The sequence below is a fragment of the Bradyrhizobium lablabi genome, assembly GCF_001440475.1.
Taxonomy (GTDB): Bacteria; Pseudomonadota; Alphaproteobacteria; order Rhizobiales; family Xanthobacteraceae; genus Bradyrhizobium; species Bradyrhizobium lablabi.
Map to the genome: position 1 here is coordinate 41240 of NZ_LLYB01000051.1, position 14735 is coordinate 55974.

Genomic DNA, 14735 nt, shown 5'->3' on the forward strand with positions numbered 1-14735 from the left:
AAGCTGCATCGCCTCACGCGACGAGCTTGAACGTCACGCCGCACAGATCGAACGTATCGCCCGACACCTTGCAGCCCTTCGCCTTGGCTGCGTTGCGCACTTTTGCAATATCCGCGACCTTGAACGTCAGCCCGCTCATCAGATCGCTTCCACCTTTCACAAAGCGGAAGCGCGCATTGGGCAGTTTCAACTCCGCCTCCCCGCCCGCGCTCTTGCTCACGGCAACGCCCAGAATCTTCCCCCAATGCTCGGCCAGGCCCTGCGGGTCCGGGCTCTGCATCTGAACTTCCGTCAGCGCCAGCGTCACGTCTTTCCGGATCGCCTTCTGCCAATCCGGTCCCGCCGGCGGATAAGGGCCGAGCACATCGTCGCTGCCATCGGTGTGATTGAACTCGATGAAGGCGGCGCGGCAGTCGCGCGGGTGCAGTTGCACACCGTGATAGGGCGCATGCGTAATCACGTTCGCCGTGCGCACGCCGATCGCGTTGGCGTGCCTGCCGCGTGCGTCGGGGTCGTCGCAGCAGAAGATCGCCATGTAGCCGCCGCGGCCGCCGGTCTTGTCGAGAAAGCGCCCCGCCGCGGTGCCGGTCTGGGTCGGCGCCACCACTTCCAGCAGGATCGTGTCGACCGGCAGCAGCGCGTTCTCCAGGCCATACTTGGCGACGTTGCCGTCGCGGTAACAGACATTGAGGCCCATGATCGCGGCAATGCTTGGGATCACCGGCTCGAGATGCGGCGCCACCAGGCAGATCTGCCGCAGCCTTAAGTATTCCGCCATCTCACTGCCCCTGAAACACCGGCTTGCGCTTCTCGACAAAGGCTTTCGCCGCTTCCTTGTGATCGGCGGTGTCGCCGGCGCGCGTGTGATGGATCGCTTCGCCATCGAAGCACGCTTCCAGCGACATGGTCTCGGCATTATTGATGTTGCGCTTGATAAAGCCGAGCGCGATCGAGGGACCTGTCGCCAGCGACATCGCAAGATCGCGCGCCTCGGCGTCGATATCGGCGTCCGGCACAACCTTTGTCACCATGCCGAGATTATAGGCTTCGGTCGCGCTGAGCACCGGCGACAAAAGATAGAGCTCGCGCGCCTTCGCGCTGCCGAGCAACTGGGTGAGAAAATAGGTGCCACCGTAATCGCCGGAGAAGCCCACCTTGGCAAAGGCGGTGGTGATCTTGCAGGAGGCGCTGGCGACGCGCAGGTCGCAGGACAGCGCGATCGAGAGACCGGCGCCGGCGGCCGCGCCATCGAGCTGCGCCACCACGGGCTTCGGCATCTGGTGCAGGATGCGCGAGACTTCCATGCCGCGGCGCAGGTTCGCCATCTTGGCCTCGAACGGAAGCGGCGCCCTGCCTTCCGCCATCGACTTGACGTCGCCGCCGACGCAGAACGTGCCGCCCGCGCCCTTGATCAGCACCGCGCGCACCTCGTGATCTTCCTGCGCCCGCCGCGCCGCCTCCACCAGCCCGCGTGTCATGTCGGGATTCAGCGCGTTGCGCCGGTCGGGGCGGTTCATGGTGATGGTGAGGAGGCCCTGCTCGAGATTCTGGAGGACCATTTCGTTTGCGCTCATGTGTCGTGCTTTCGTTGTTGTTGGTTGAGATTGAATTCGTAGGGTGGGCAAAGGCGCGCTAGCGCCGTGCCCACCAACTTTGCCGCCGGAATGGTGGGCACGCTGCGCTTTGCCCACCCTACGAGGATGCAATCCTATTTCTTCACCAGCGGGCAGCGCGAGGCTTCCAGCGGCTGGAATGCCTCGCTGCCGGGGATCGTCGCCAGCAGCTTGTAATAATCCCAGCGCGCCTTCGATTCCGACGGCTTCTTGACTTCGAACAGATACATGTCGTGCACCATGCGGCCGTCGTCGCGGATCTTGCCGTTCCTGGCGAACATGTCGTTGACCGGCGTCTCCTTCATCACCTTCATCACCGCCGCCGCATCCGTGGTGTTCGCGGCCTTCACCGCTTTCAGGTAATGCAGGACCGACGAATAGACGCTCGCCTGCGCCGCCGTCGGCGGCCGCTTGACGCGTTCCTGGAAGCGCTTTGAGAACGCGCGGGTATCGTCGTTGAGGTCCCAATAAAAAGCTTCCGCCAGCAACAGGCCCTGCGCGGTCTGCAACCCGACGCTGTCGATATCGGTGACGAAGGCCAGCAGCGGCGACAGTTTCTGCCCGCCGCTCCGGGTCAGCCCGAATTCCGCCGCCTGCTTGATCGCATTGATGGTGTCGCCGCCGGCGTTCGCAAGGCCGACAACCTTGGCCTTCGAACTCTGCGCCTGCAGCAGGAACGACGAAAAATCCGACGTGTTGAGCGGATGCTTGACGCTGCCGAGCACCTTGCCGCCGGCCTTCACCACCACGTTGGTCGTGTCCTTTTCCAGATCCTGGCCGAAAGCATAGTCGGCGGTGAGGAAGAACCACGTCTCGAAACCGCTTTTGACGGTGGCGAGCCCGGTGACATTAGCCTGCCCGAACGTGTCGTAGGAATAATGCACGGTGTAGGGGCCGCAAGCCTCGTTGCTGAGGCGGATCGAGGCCGGGCCGCTATACATGATGATCTTGTTGCGCGCCTTGGCGATCTCGCCGGCGGCAAGCGCGGTCGCGGACGCCGCCACGTCGTAGATCATCTCGACGCCCTGGTTGTCGAGCATGTCGCGCGCGATGCTGGCGGCAAGATCGGCCTTGTTGAGATGATCGGCCGCGAGAATCTCGACCTTGCGTCCCAGCACCTCGCCGCCGAAATCCTCCACCGCCATCTTCGCCGCGGTCTCCGAGCCCGGCCCGGTGATGTCGGCGTAAAGCCCGGACATGTCGAGGATGCCGCCAAGCTTGAGCGGCGGCTTGCTCTGCGCCAATGCGGCCGTCGCCGACATCGCCAATGCGGCGGCGAACACGCCTGTTATTGCTCTTTTCATGGAGGGCCTCCCTTGCCGGCACGCATTGACTGCGGCTTTGAATTTTGGTCGGCGCGATCATGCCGCATGGTGTCAACAGCGGCAAGGCGCAGACGTTTTCCGTTAAGCGGAATGCCTTCCGAGACGGCGCTTCGCTCAACCGATCCTGCGCACGGGCTCGAAAGGAGCGGTTTGCCGGAGCAGCATTTCCGCCTGCTCGATCTCGGGAAGACCTTGCCCCGCGCCGAAATCAACGAGGATCGGCGCGAGCAGCTCGAAGATTGAATCAGCCCGGCCATTTGCGCGGTAGAGCCGCGCCAGTCCAACGGCGCTGCGCAACTCGAACGTCTTCGTGCATTGGGCGCGGGCGATTTCCAGGGCTTTGCGGAAAGCGTCCTCGGCCCCCGCTACGTCAGGCGGGTCAAGCCGCAACAGAAGCTCACCCTGGCTGCGATGGAGTTCGGCATCGAGCCAATGCTGGCCGGAGCGTTCTGTCCACGAGATCAACTCCCGCAGGATTTCCAGCCCGGCGTCAACGTCCCCGGCTTCCGCATTCGCCACCGCAATCTGCATTCCCCAAAATGGTTCACAGAGGTAGCAGTCATTCTCGTGAAGCAATGTCCAGCCGCGACACATTTCCGCAAGCCCACTTGTCCGGTCGCCGGCGCGCCACTGCGCCAGCCCGTTCAGGTAGCCGCCGGCCGCGACATACAACGGCATCGTATGGTCGCGGGCGAGGGCGAGCGCCAGGATCGTCTCCGTTTCCTGCAACATGCCGCCACACACTCCGTCGAACACTGCCTTGTGGACGAGCGCATTGGCCTGAGAAAGCGCCCGCTTTTCTCCCGTGGCACATACCGCCTCAGTGGCGAGCCGTCGTGATCGGTCAATCATGCCGAGCGGCCAAAGCACCAGCGCAAGAAACCTCATGATGACGAACGGCAGGTCCAGCGTCGACGCCTTGAAGGTCGCGGGGTCAGGCTCGGCCTCATAGATCTCAAGCGCGCGCCCAAGGTGCAGTCGCGCGTTGAGGTAATCGCCGCCGAACCAGGAGGTGACCCCGGTGGTCCAGTGTGCGACGACGGCGGCCACCGGCGATTCCGGTCGCTGACCGGCGGCGCTCATGATGGCCTCCGCCAGCTCCCGCATCGGCGCGATCTCGCCATGGGTCAGGCAGGCATTGAACAGGCCCGAATGGATCGGCGCCAGTTCGACGGGATCATTGATGTCGGCCGCGAATTGTCGCGCACGCTTCCATGCGGCCACCGTTTCGGGGGCGCTGTGTCCAAGGTTGCTCCGCAGCGCACGGCCATACGCGATTTGAAGCTGCAGCCGGTTCATGATCCGGCCCGGCCCAACGGGCAGTTTATCTGCGATGGCAACCGCCTTGCCGAGATGCGCAATCGCCTCGGTATAGGCCGAGCGTCTCAGGGCTTGCTGGCCGGCCCTGCGCCACCAGTCGAGGGCTGTTGCGCTCAACCCCGCTTCAGTGAAGTGATGTGCAAGAACTTCCGGCTCGGTCTCGGCGATGATGGGAAACTTGTCGCGCAGAACGTCGCCGATATGCTGGTGGAGCAGTTGCCGCCGGCTCTTGAGCAGGCTCTCGTAAGCCGCTTCCTGAACGAGTGCATGCTTGAAACTATAGGTCGCTTCCGGCGGCGCGCCGCGGCATTCCAACAGCTCCGCCTCTTCGAGTTGCGCCAGCGCAGCGCTCAGCGTCAGATCATCGCGCCCCGCCACGGAGCGCAGCAGGGTATATGAAAACTCGCGGCCGATGGCGGCACCGATCTGCGCCACCTCCTTGACCGGCGCCAGCCGGTCAAGCCGCGCCATCAGCGAGTCCTGCAGTGTAGCGGGAATGGCGAGCGGCGGCAGCGGATTATCGAGACGATAGCGCCCGGCATCTTCGACGAGCAGTCCCGACTCCAGCACCATCTTGGTCAATTCTTCCACGAACAGCGGGATGCCGTCCGTCTTGTCGATGATCTGCCTCATCATCTCGCCCGGCAGCTTTCGGCCGATGGTCACCTGCTCGACCAGCGCGCGCGTCTCCTGCCGGTCAAGCCGGTCGAGCCGCAGCAGGCTGACATTGGCTAGTCCTGCCCAGGGCGGCTCGAACTCGGGCCGGAATGTCGCGAGTGCAAGCACCGGCAATCCCCTGATCCGATCGACCGCGAGGTCGAACAGTTCGAGCGTCGTGGCGTCGGCCCAATGCATGTCCTCGCAGACGATCAGCAGCGGTTGCTGTCGCGCCAGGCCTTCGAACTGGTCGAGCAGGACGGCGAAGGTCTGGCGCCGCTGCTGCGCCGGACTTAAGCCCAGCGGGGGATAACGCTCGCCGGTCGGGATCGAAAGCAGCGCGGCAATCAGCGGCACAGCTTTGGCCACCTGCTGCGTTCCAAGCGCCAGCATGGCCTCGAGCTTGTCGAGTTTTTGGTCGGGGCTATCCTGCAGCCCGATGCCGGCGGCGCGCTCGAGTTGCGCGATAAAAGGATGAAGCGCGGTGTTCGAGTGGTAGGGCGAGCACTGATACCGCAGCCGGCGGGGCGCCCCCAACGCAGGGTTCTCGGAGAGCGTTGCCACAAGGCGCGACTTGCCGATCCCGGCCTCGCCTGAAATCAGCACCACCTGGCCTTCGCCCTGATACGCCAGTTGCTGGCGCGAGCACACGAATTCGATCTCCGCCTTGCGACCGACAAAGCCGACGGATCGCGCGGTACGCACCGCCTCGAAGCGGCTCTCCGACGCGGCTCCGCCTTCGACCGCCCAGAGCGCGATCGGTTCGGAGATGCCCTTGACCTCGCGGTGCCCGAGGTCCTGAAAGGTGAAGAGATCGCCGAGCAGCCGGCGCGTCGAATCCGCAACGACGACCGCCCCCGGCTCCGCCAGCGCTTGCAGTCGGGCAGCAAGGTTCGGCGTGTCGCCGACCATCGCCTGTTGCTCCGATACGCTGCCGCTGGTGAGGTCGCCCACCACCACAAGTCCCGTCGCGATGGCGACCCGCACCTCGACCCGCTCCTGCGTACGCATGTCGAGCCGCCTCACGGCAGGGATGATGTCGAGGCCGGCGCGCACGGCACGCTCCGCATCATCCTCGTGGGCGCGGGGATAGCCGAAATAGGCGAGAATTCCGTCACCCACAAACCTGGCGATCACGCCGCCATAGGCGGCGACGACCGTCGCACAGGCGGCGCGATAGGCACGGATCACCTCCCACATGTCCTCGGGATCGAGGCTCGCCGAGAGCGCCGTCGAGCCGACGAGATCGCAGAACATGACGGTGAGGTGGCGTCGCTCGGCATCATGTGGGCGAGCCGCAGTCTGTTCGGCCTGATTGAGGTCGGCGATGGCACGCATCATCTTGCGGCGATGGCCGAGCAGAACCCCGAGCCTGTCGAAGTCCTCGTCCCGCAATTCGGGAAGGACACTGACATCGATTCCATTCTCGGCAAAACGCTTCGCGTATTGCCCAATGCCGAGATTCTCGAGCCAGTCCGAAATCTGCTGCATGGGGGCCACCGGGTGTGTGGTTGACAGCAGGCTGAATATTGCGCCACGGCAGGAAAAACTTAGCCCAAGTTCCCCGGCATAGCACGCGTTGATGCGGCAATTCGGCTGCCGCTTGCGTGCGATACCCGACCAAAGACGGTGCTTGGCTACAGTGTTCGCTACCAAGCAGCGCATAAGATGATGACAACAACTCAATTGTGCTGCACGTGCGAAGCGGCGCTGCACAACCGGCGCGTAGCGTAAGATGGGTAGAGCGCAGCGAAACGCCCTCGCGCGGAGGCATGATGGGTATCGCTTCACCCATCCTACGCACGGCTGCGATCCAACATTTATCGTACGCAAGCAACCATCCATTAATGTTGAGCGCCGCTCTTTGCGTCTCGCCGGATCGCACCTGCTAGATTGCGAATCAGAATCCGAAGAAGCTCGGCTTCCCTCTTGGGAACCGTACATGCTCCATTTTGTTCGACTGAGGGGCCTACTAGGTGAAATTGCCCGAGATAATTCGAGCGGCGATCCAGCTCAGTCAAGCCAACCGCACCATTACGTTCGATCAATTGAACGGGTTGATCGAGACGGAGAAACTGGAGCCGGAAGATATTGAAAGCTTGTTTGCGGCTCTGCGGGATGCAGGCATAAATATCGTGGAAGCGATGAACGCTTCACCCGAGGTCGCATGTTCGTTCTGTGGAAAGCGCGAACCGGAAATTCTGCAACTGATCGCGGGCGCTGGTGGCTTCATTTGCAATGAATGCGTCCAGCTATGTGTCGGCATCATTGCCACTCAGAATCCCGACTGGCTCGACCAGCATCGTCAATTCCTCACGACGCTGCCGCTCGAGCCCAAGAGCTAGTCCTACGCGGAGACAGTCCTTGCTCAGAGGCATGATGGGTTTCGCTTCGCTCTACCCATCCTACGCACTGAGTTTTCCGTGCGCGTACAACCGACGTGCACAACCGATGCGTAGAATGGGTAGAGCATCCACAAAGCGCAATGCGTGAACTATTTCTGATGGTATCCTACAAACCCGTGATCCTTGGTATCAATACATGACCGAAGCCATTGTCCGTTCTGCGGCAGAACATGATCTGCCCGAGCTGTTGAATCTTTACCGACACCTTCATCCGCACGATCCTCAACTGGAGACAGCTGCTGCCGAGCGTGTCTGGTCGACATTGCTCGCATCCGGCTTCACGACCGTGATCGTGGCGCAAGCAGCGGAGCTGCTCGTATCGTCGTGCACGCTCGCGATCGTGCCTAACCTGTCTCGAGGCGGCAGGTCATATGCAGTGATTGAGAATGTCGTCACGCACGCCGACTACCGTCGGCTGGGGCTCGGCCAACGGGTTCTTGCTCATGCGCTCGATCTAGCCTGGCAGGCCGACTGCTACAAAGTCCTGTTGGCGACGGGTTCGAAGCAGGAGACCACCCTGCGTTTCTATGAGAGCGCAGGTTTTCATCGCGGGGGCAAAACCTATTTCGAAGTACGCCGTCCTTAATTCGCAGGATGGGTAGAGCGAAGCGAAACCCATCCTACGCACTGACGTGGAGACCGACACTTGTCCAACACTCGGCCGCTTACCTCCAAGGCCATTAATGGAATTTCGCTTTTGATGGCGGGATGCTGTCTGCTGTTTTGTGTTGTGTTGGCATTTGTTGCATTCGAGGGTGCGCGCGAGCGCCACGCACAAGGCGACCTCGGCTTCTACATGATCCTCAACATGGTGACCCCCGGCATTCTGAACGCACTAGTTATCGCAGCCTCGCTCAGATTCCTGTTGCCTGATCAACGGCACCTGAGAACGTTCCTCGCGATTTGCGCCCTGTCTGTCGCGGCATTGCTCTGGGATTGGCTGTTCCTGTTTAGGTTTTGGCGTGCCCACTAGGATGGGTCGTTCGTAGGATGGGTGGAGCGTAGCGATACCCATCCTACGCACCTCAGGCCAACAGCCCCTTCCCCGGCACATGATTGAGTTCGAGCCTGATCCCATCCGGGTCCTCGAACAGGATCGAGTAATATCCCGGTGCCCACTGGTCCTCGCGCGGCGCGCGGATGATCCTGGCGCCGAGCGTCTGCAGAAAGCCGTGCAGCTCGTCGATGTCGGCGCGCTCGCGGGCGCGGAAGCAGAGGTGATGCAGGCCGACGCGCTTCTGCTCGAAGGCTGCGCCTTCGTGCTCCGCTGACGGCGCGCTGATGCCGACGGCGGTGCGGCCGCCGACGCAGTAATAGGTCGTCTCGGTCTCGATGACAGGCTTCAGGCCAAGGAACGGCAACAGCTTGCGATAAAAATCGCGGGAGCGCTCGAAATTCGAGGCGGTGAGGAAAATATGGGCAATGCCATTGACTTCCATTGTCTCTCCCGGCGTGGCAATCTAAGGTAGCATTGTGGTTGCTGATCAAGCATACAGGAACCGGCGGGACCGAGAGTAGCGTTATGATGCGTCAGCAATCGCGTTGCAGCGCTGCGCTGCCGGCATGTGCCGCGTCCCTTCTCGCGCTGGCCTCGGTCGGGCGTGCCGAAGCGGCTGATTGCGCATTTGAGCCGCAAGGCGAAGGCCGCGTTGCCACTGTCGTCGGTGCGCGCAGCCTTCGCCTCGAAGACGGCCGCGAGATCCGCCTCGCCGGCATCGAGCAAGCCGGAACCGATCAGGCCCGAATCAGAGCCGCATTGTCCGCCATCGTCGGCGGTCGCGACGTGACGCTGCGCGGCGAGGACGATTCGCCGGACCGCTACGGCCGCCAGTCGGCCTTCGTGTTCGTCGAGGGCTCGGAACACTCGGTGCAAACGGAACTCTTGCGCCGCGGCGAAGCGCTAGTTTCGAGCGATATATCCGAGAAAAATTGCGCTGCAGCACTGACTTCGGCCGAGACGAGCGCGCGGCAGGCCAAATTGGGGATTTGGGCTGAAACCGCGGCCATAAAAAACACTGAAAGTCCGGGCGATATTCTGGCCGCGATTGGGCACTTTACGGTGGTCGAGGGCAGAGTACTGTCCGTGCGGCAGGCGGGGGCAATCACCTACCTGAACTTCGGGCGGAACTGGACACAGGACTTTGCTGCGACTATTTCAAGGCGCATCATTCCGGCGTTTGAGAACGCCGGCCTTGGACCTAAGTCGCTCGAAAATCGAAGGATTCGTGTCCGCGGCGTTGTCTCGTCGCGGGGAGGACCACGGATTGAGGTGCTCCGGGTGGAGCAGATCGAGGTGCTGGGCGGGAAATAGCGCTTGATCCGAAGACTGGGCACCGGTTTTCACTTGGATCACGCGCGAAAAAGGGATGAGATCGGCGATTCCAGTGGGGTCGTGATCTTAGTGGCTGATTTGACGCATCGTGCACAACGGCGCGGAGGAAACACGGGCGGCCGCCTTCTGGCTGCGCCTGCGCTGCTGTGCGCTGCACTGACGCTTTCTTCCTGTGGAAATCTGGGAAAACTCGAGACGGCCGCGCCGGTGGTTCCCCAGCCGAAGCCGAGCCGCACCGTTGCGCAGACGCCCGCGAGCGAGCGCGAGCATGAGCGGATTCTCGCCTCCTATGGCGGCGCCTATGACGACCCGAGACTAGCGACCCTGATCGGCAAGACGGTCGACCGGCTGGTCGCGGCCTCCGACCGCCCAGACCAGGCCTATCGGGTGACCATTCTCAATTCCGGCGCGGTGAACGCCTTCGCGCTGCCGACCGGGCAGCTTTACGTGACGCGCGGCCTGGTCGCGCTCGCCAGCGACACGTCGGAACTGTCCTCGGTGCTGAGCCACGAAATGGCGCATGTCATCGCAAAACATGCCTCGATCCGGGAAGACCAGGCGCGCCAGGCAGCCGTGGTGACGCGCGTCGTCACCGACATGAGCAACGACCCGGATTTGACCGCGCTGGCGCTGGCCAAGACGAAACTGACGATGGCGAGCTTCTCGCGGCAGCAGGAATTCGAGGCCGACGGCATCGGCGTCGGCATTTCGGCCAAGGCCCGTTTCGATCCCTATGGCGCCTCGCGCTTCCTTGCCGCGATGGAGCGCAACGCAGCGCTGAAGGCCGGCAAGACCTCGCTCGATCCACGCGCGCAGGATTTCCTGTCCTCGCATCCGGCAACCCCCGAGCGCGTGCAGAACGCGCAGGCGAGCGCCCGGCAATACACCTCGCCGCAGAGCGGCGAGCGCGACCGCGAGACCTACCTCGCCGCGATAGACAACCTCGTCTACGGCGAAGATCCCAGCGAGGGTTTTGTGCGCGGCCGCCGCTTCCTGCACCCCAAGCTCGGCTTCACTTTCCAGGCGCCCGAGACGTTCACACTCGACAATACCGCGCAGGCCGTGATCGGCGTGCGCGAGGGCGGTACGCAGGCGATGCGCTTCGACGTGGTGCGCGTGCCGGCCGAGCAGTCGCTGGCCGACTATCTCAATTCCGGCTGGATGGAAGGCGTCGACAAGGGCTCGACCGAAGACCTCATGATCAACGGTTTCCCGGTCGCCGCGGCGAACGCGAACGGCGATCAGTGGCAATTCAAGGTGTTTGCGCTGCGCTACGGCAGCGACGTCTACCGCTTCATCTTCGCCTCCAAGCAGCGCAATACCGAAAGCGAGCGCAATGCGCGCGAGACCGTGAACTCGTTCCGCCGCCTGACGATGGAAGAAGTCCAGGCCGCGCGCCCGCTGCGCATCAAGGTCATCACCGCGCAACCCGGCGACACCGTGGAATCGCTCTCCCACCGCATGTCCGGCGTCGACCGCCCGGCCGAGCGCTTCCGCATCCTCAACGGCCTCGACCAGCACGCGCAGGTCAAGCCCAGGGATCGCGTCAAGATCGTGGTGGATTGAAACCAGGCAGGCGTAGCCCGGATGGAGCGCAGCGCAATCCGGGATTTCTCGATCTGCTTTCCGGACAGCCCCCGGATTACGCTGCGCTCCATCCGGGCTACAAACGCTACAGCCGCATTCAGCGGCGAGTTATTCGCCGCTGAATCAGTTCCGCCAATCGCTTCATCATGAATTGCTGGCTGCCGCCTCGCGGGCGAGACGCTCCGCCTTGAGCCGCTCGAAATTGGCCCGGAAGGCATCATCGGCCTTCCTGCGCTCGTCGAGGGCCTTCTCGGCATCCTCACGGCGCTTTTCCATCAATGCCGCTCGCTCCTCGCGAGAGCGCGGGGGTGTCGTTCGGTTTTCATAGGTCATGCACTTCAACGCGAAAGCGGGCCGAAAGTTCCCGTCAGCGCGCCCAAAGTTCCCACTCTGGAACACCCCTGAGGGATATTGCCCAGCGAGCCCTGCAACGCGATGCGTCGCTTCGGCGCTCGACAGGCTTCCCGCCGCGACCACCTATGCCGGCCCTACCTGGAAACGACGCGCAACTGCCATCGCGATTCGAAACTATCGTCGTCAGTCATCTGCGCCTGCGCCTCCATGGGATCGCTGCGCTTCTCCGCAGCGACGCTGACGGTGACCTTTGGTGCCGCTTCGGCCTTGGCTTGCACCGGTGCCGGCGCCGCGGCGGGCCAGCGCAAAGCTGACCGCGCGATCACGGCCTTGCCGGAGTACCAGCATTTGCGGCCGTCGATCATGCGCCAGGACCAATGCCCTTTCGCCGATTTGGGCACAGCGGCGCTGCACTGCCGGACCTGCGCGGCCGGCGCACTCAGTGGAAGAAGCGTGGCCAGGAAAGCCGCGATGAGAACGGCGCAGAAGATGGACTGTACCTGCCCTTTCATCGAATCCCCCTTGCGGTAAATCTAGAAGTAGTAGCCAGGACAATCTCCCGTGATTCGGGTCACAAGAGGTCGAAAACTGGCCGTTTCCGCGCCAAGGGATGGAACCGGAACCGTGGCGTCGTTGTCGCGCTGATAGCGCACGCGAACATCTTCGGTTCGCGCAAGCATCAACAACGTGCGCCAAACAAAAAGCCCGGTCATGCGACCGGGCTTTTCGTTTCAGTCCTCGGGATTCTTTCAGGCGGCTTCGTCCGCCACCGCAGCATCGTCGCCGTCGGCGTCGACATCGGCCTCGTCGGCTTCGCCGTCAGCCTCCGTCGCTTCCGCCTTGGCGCCGCGGCGCGGGCTCTTGGCGAGCTGGCTTTCGATTTCCTTGACCGCTTCGGTCTCGGTCGAATGCTGCACGACGGCGATTTCACGCGACAGGCGATCGAGCGCCGCTTCATAGAGCTGGCGTTCGGAGTAGGACTGCTCGGGCTGCGATTCCGAACGGTAGAGGTCGCGGACCACTTCGGCGATCGCGACGATGTCGCCCGAATTGATCTTCGCTTCATATTCCTGCGCGCGGCGCGACCACATGGTCCGCTTGACGCGGGCGCGACCCTTCAGGGTCTCCAGCGCCTTCTTGACCAGCGCCGGCTCGGACAGCTTGCGCATGCCGACATTGGCGACCTTGGCGGTCGGCACGCGGAGCGTCATCTTGTCCTTCATGAAATTGATCACGAACAGCTCGAGCTTGGCGCCCGCGATCTCCTGCTCCTCGATGGCCAGGATCTGGCCGACGCCGTGAGCCGGATAGACCACGAATTCATTGGCCTTGAAGCCCTGACGCTGGGTCACGACCTTCTTCGGTTCCTCGACGCGCGGCGCGGCCGCAGCGGCCGGCTTGTGGGCGGGAGCCTTTGGCGCAACGGCAGCCTTCGCAGGAGCGGCCTTCACAGGGGTCTTTGCGGGAACCTTGGCAGCAACTTTCGGGGCATTGGTCTTCGACGTCGCTTTCGCGGCGGTCTTGGCAGTCTTTTCTGGCATCGCGCTTCTTTTCTTTGAGGACTTTGCGGCCGAAACCTTCCTGGCATCCTTCACGGACGCCTTGGCACGGCCCTTGGTTGCGCTGCGGCTCGCCGGAGCGGCTTTTTTCGTGGTCTTGGAAGCACTCTTTTTACGCGTTTTCTGTGACACAGCCTGCGCGCGGAACTGCCACGCCCCTGTTCGATGTTTTTACGGGTCACCCACCGGGGCCACAGGTTACGCATGGCCAGGATCGGCTTGTAATGTGCCCAATATAGCACATTTTCCGCAAAAATCAATGATTTACGCCGAGTTCCGGGCCTTTACGGGCCCGTTCCCGCCATAAGTCCGCGAACAGGGTTAAATCAAACAAGCACGTACGGCTCAGATTGGGGCCGGAATCAGGCCCAATAAGCCCTTAACTTATCCACAGGCTTAATCGCCGGAGCCGGGCTCCTTGGAAAAATATTTCTCGAACTTGCCCTCGACACCTTCGAATTCTTTCGCGTCCGGCGGCGCTTCCTTCTTCTGGGTGATGTTGGGCCAGCTCTTGGCGTACTCGGTGTTGACCTCGAGCCACTTCTCCAGGCCCGGCTCGGTGTCCGGCTTGATGGCGTCGGCGGGGCACTCGGGTTCGCAGACGCCACAGTCGATGCATTCGTCAGGATGGATGACCAGCATGTTCTCGCCCTCGTAGAAGCAGTCCACGGGGCAGACCTCGACGCAGTCGGTATATTTGCACTTGATGCAGGCTTCAGTGACGACGTAAGTCATCCAACGCTCCGAAACGGATCAGTTTTCCGGGGTTTGCGTAGCGCATGCGGTGCGCTGCCGCAAGGGAAGCAGCACGCCTCTGGCGGCCGTTTTTACGGGCCTCCTGCGGGCCCGCTTCAGATAGTCATGGTTTGGCGTTCTGCAAATCGTCGTAGAGCACGCGCGCGGCCGTGGCGTCGCCACGCCGCTCGGAAAATCCGACGACTTTGAGGACGCGCACGCTGTGATCCAGTGCGATCGTCAGGACGTCGCCGACCTTCACCGAATGTCCCGGCGATTTTTCGCGCACGCCGTTGATGCGGACGTGACCGGCCTCGACGAGGGCGGCAGCGGAGGTGCGGGCCTTCACCACCCGCGCGTGCCACAGCCATTTGTCGAGACGCTGCCGCTCCAAATATTTTCTCGACTATTCCTTGCGATTGCCCGCGAGCTGTTCCTTCAGCGCCGCCAGTTTGGCGAACGGCGAATTCGGATCGGCCGCGCGATCGCGCTCGCGCGGGTTCGCACTCGTCGCCCATTGACGGTGCGAGGGGCCGGAGTCGCGCTTGTCGCGACCGCCCTTGTCGCGTCCGCCGAAATCACGGCCGCCACGTTCGCGGTCCTTGTCGCGGCCGCCCTTGCGGTCGCCCTTGTTGCGATCGAATTTGTCGCGGCGCTCCTCGCGATCACGGCCCTTGCCTTCAAAGCGCTCGCGCGGCGGACGATCCTGACGCGCCTCCGTTGCCGGCGCGCCCTCTGCGCTCGGCGCCGCGGCAGCATCGGCCGGTGCGCCCTCGCGCGGCTTTCTGAATTCGTTGTGGCGACGGCCGCGGCGATGGCGCTGCTCGCGCTGCGCGCCGTCTCCGGCT

General features: G+C 62.9%; 15 protein-coding genes and 1 pseudogene. 5 read left to right on the forward strand and 11 right to left on the reverse strand.

Annotated features, from left to right (window positions below; translation table 11 throughout):
* Positions 1-13: 13 nt before the first annotated feature.
* From CQ14_RS08615 to CQ14_RS08630, 4 genes are all read right to left on the reverse strand, one after another.
* Positions 14-778: a VOC family protein gene (locus CQ14_RS08615; RefSeq protein ID WP_057857483.1), complete on the reverse strand. Its 765-nt coding sequence runs from the start codon at positions 776-778 to the stop codon at positions 14-16.
* Position 779: 1 nt separating this feature from the next.
* Positions 780-1574, reverse strand: a complete 795-nt coding sequence (locus CQ14_RS08620) for an enoyl-CoA hydratase (protein WP_057857484.1) — start codon at positions 1572-1574, stop codon at positions 780-782.
* A 134-nt stretch (positions 1575-1708) separates the two neighbouring features.
* Positions 1709-2917, reverse strand: coding sequence for an ABC transporter substrate-binding protein (locus CQ14_RS08625; protein ID WP_057857485.1), 1209 nt, complete (start codon positions 2915-2917; stop codon positions 1709-1711).
* A gap of 135 nt (positions 2918-3052) precedes the next feature.
* Entirely contained in the window at positions 3053-6406 is a 3354-nt protein-coding gene (locus tag CQ14_RS08630) for an adenylate/guanylate cyclase domain-containing protein (protein WP_057857486.1), read from the reverse strand.
* Positions 6407-6891: 485 nt separating this feature from the next.
* Between CQ14_RS08630 and CQ14_RS08635 the strand changes: the two genes are divergently transcribed.
* The 3 genes from CQ14_RS08635 to CQ14_RS08645 all read left to right on the forward strand — a co-directional run bounded on the left by CQ14_RS08635 (position 6892) and on the right by CQ14_RS08645 (position 8293).
* Positions 6892-7260, forward strand: coding sequence for a ClpX C4-type zinc finger protein (locus CQ14_RS08635; RefSeq protein WP_057857487.1), 369 nt, complete (start codon positions 6892-6894; stop codon positions 7258-7260).
* 196 nt (positions 7261-7456) lie between these two features.
* The gene (locus CQ14_RS08640) at positions 7457-7906 is read left to right on the forward strand and encodes a GNAT family N-acetyltransferase (RefSeq protein WP_057857488.1); all 450 of its coding nucleotides are present in this window, start codon (positions 7457-7459) and stop codon (positions 7904-7906) included.
* Positions 7907-7966: 60 nt separating this feature from the next.
* Entirely contained in the window at positions 7967-8293 is a 327-nt protein-coding gene (locus CQ14_RS08645) for a hypothetical protein (protein WP_156434786.1), read from the forward strand.
* A gap of 52 nt (positions 8294-8345) precedes the next feature.
* Here the strand turns inward: CQ14_RS08645 and CQ14_RS08650 are convergent, their stop codons facing one another.
* Positions 8346-8759 carry a VOC family protein gene (locus CQ14_RS08650; RefSeq protein WP_057857490.1) on the reverse strand — a complete coding sequence of 138 codons (414 nt, stop codon included), beginning with the start codon at positions 8757-8759 and terminating at the stop codon, positions 8346-8348.
* Positions 8760-8845: 86 nt separating this feature from the next.
* Between CQ14_RS08650 and CQ14_RS08655 the strand changes: the two genes are divergently transcribed.
* On the forward strand, positions 8846-9631 hold the full coding sequence (locus CQ14_RS08655; RefSeq protein ID WP_082649777.1) for a thermonuclease family protein: 786 nt from the start codon (positions 8846-8848) through the stop codon (positions 9629-9631).
* Positions 9632-9730: 99 nt separating this feature from the next.
* Positions 9731-11218 (forward strand): M48 family metalloprotease, encoded by a 1488-nt coding sequence (locus CQ14_RS08660; RefSeq protein WP_082649776.1) that lies wholly within the window; start codon positions 9731-9733, stop codon positions 11216-11218.
* A gap of 165 nt (positions 11219-11383) precedes the next feature.
* On the opposite strand, the gene CQ14_RS47560 is transcribed toward CQ14_RS08660, so the two are convergent.
* From CQ14_RS47560 to CQ14_RS44530, 6 genes and pseudogenes are all read right to left on the reverse strand, one after another.
* Positions 11384-11515 (reverse strand): hypothetical protein, encoded by a 132-nt coding sequence (locus CQ14_RS47560; RefSeq protein ID WP_283807210.1) that lies wholly within the window; start codon positions 11513-11515, stop codon positions 11384-11386.
* Positions 11516-11727: 212 nt separating this feature from the next.
* The gene (locus CQ14_RS08670; protein ID WP_057857492.1) at positions 11728-12105 is read right to left on the reverse strand and encodes a hypothetical protein; all 378 of its coding nucleotides are present in this window, start codon (positions 12103-12105) and stop codon (positions 11728-11730) included.
* Between the two features lie 237 nt (positions 12106-12342).
* Complete coding sequence (locus CQ14_RS08675; RefSeq protein ID WP_082649778.1) at positions 12343-13134, reverse strand: CarD family transcriptional regulator; 792 nt, start codon at positions 13132-13134, stop codon at positions 12343-12345.
* A 414-nt stretch (positions 13135-13548) separates the two neighbouring features.
* The gene (gene fdxA / locus CQ14_RS08680; protein ID WP_057857493.1) at positions 13549-13887 is read right to left on the reverse strand and encodes a ferredoxin FdxA; all 339 of its coding nucleotides are present in this window, start codon (positions 13885-13887) and stop codon (positions 13549-13551) included.
* A 124-nt stretch (positions 13888-14011) separates the two neighbouring features.
* Positions 14012-14281, reverse strand: a complete 270-nt coding sequence (locus tag CQ14_RS08685; protein ID WP_057857494.1) for an RNA-binding S4 domain-containing protein — start codon at positions 14279-14281, stop codon at positions 14012-14014.
* 12 nt (positions 14282-14293) lie between these two features.
* A pseudogene (locus CQ14_RS44530) lies at positions 14294-14735 on the reverse strand (helicase-related protein); the annotation flags it as partial.

Excerpts from the sequence above, each read along its gene's own strand:
- CQ14_RS08615 (WP_057857483.1), bottom strand. The coding sequence starts at position 778 with ATGGCGGAATACTTAAGGCTGCGGCAGATCTGCCTGGTGGCGCCGCAT.
- CQ14_RS08620 (WP_057857484.1), bottom strand. The coding sequence starts at position 1,574 with ATGAGCGCAAACGAAATGGTCCTCCAGAATCTCGAGCAGGGCCTCCTC.
- CQ14_RS08625 (WP_057857485.1), bottom strand. The coding sequence starts at position 2,917 with ATGAAAAGAGCAATAACAGGCGTGTTCGCCGCCGCATTGGCGATGTCG.
- CQ14_RS08630 (WP_057857486.1), bottom strand. The coding sequence starts at position 6,406 with ATGCAGCAGATTTCGGACTGGCTCGAGAATCTCGGCATTGGGCAATAC.
- CQ14_RS08640 (WP_057857488.1), top strand. The coding sequence starts at position 7,457 with ATGACCGAAGCCATTGTCCGTTCTGCGGCAGAACATGATCTGCCCGAG.
- CQ14_RS08650 (WP_057857490.1), bottom strand. The coding sequence starts at position 8,759 with ATGGAAGTCAATGGCATTGCCCATATTTTCCTCACCGCCTCGAATTTC.
- CQ14_RS08655 (WP_082649777.1), top strand. The coding sequence starts at position 8,846 with ATGCGTCAGCAATCGCGTTGCAGCGCTGCGCTGCCGGCATGTGCCGCG.
- CQ14_RS47560 (WP_283807210.1), bottom strand. The coding sequence starts at position 11,515 with ATGGAAAAGCGCCGTGAGGATGCCGAGAAGGCCCTCGACGAGCGCAGG.
- CQ14_RS08670 (WP_057857492.1), bottom strand. The coding sequence starts at position 12,105 with ATGAAAGGGCAGGTACAGTCCATCTTCTGCGCCGTTCTCATCGCGGCT.
- CQ14_RS08675 (WP_082649778.1), bottom strand. The coding sequence starts at position 13,134 with ATGCCAGAAAAGACTGCCAAGACCGCCGCGAAAGCGACGTCGAAGACC.
- fdxA (WP_057857493.1), bottom strand. The coding sequence starts at position 13,887 with ATGACTTACGTCGTCACTGAAGCCTGCATCAAGTGCAAATATACCGAC.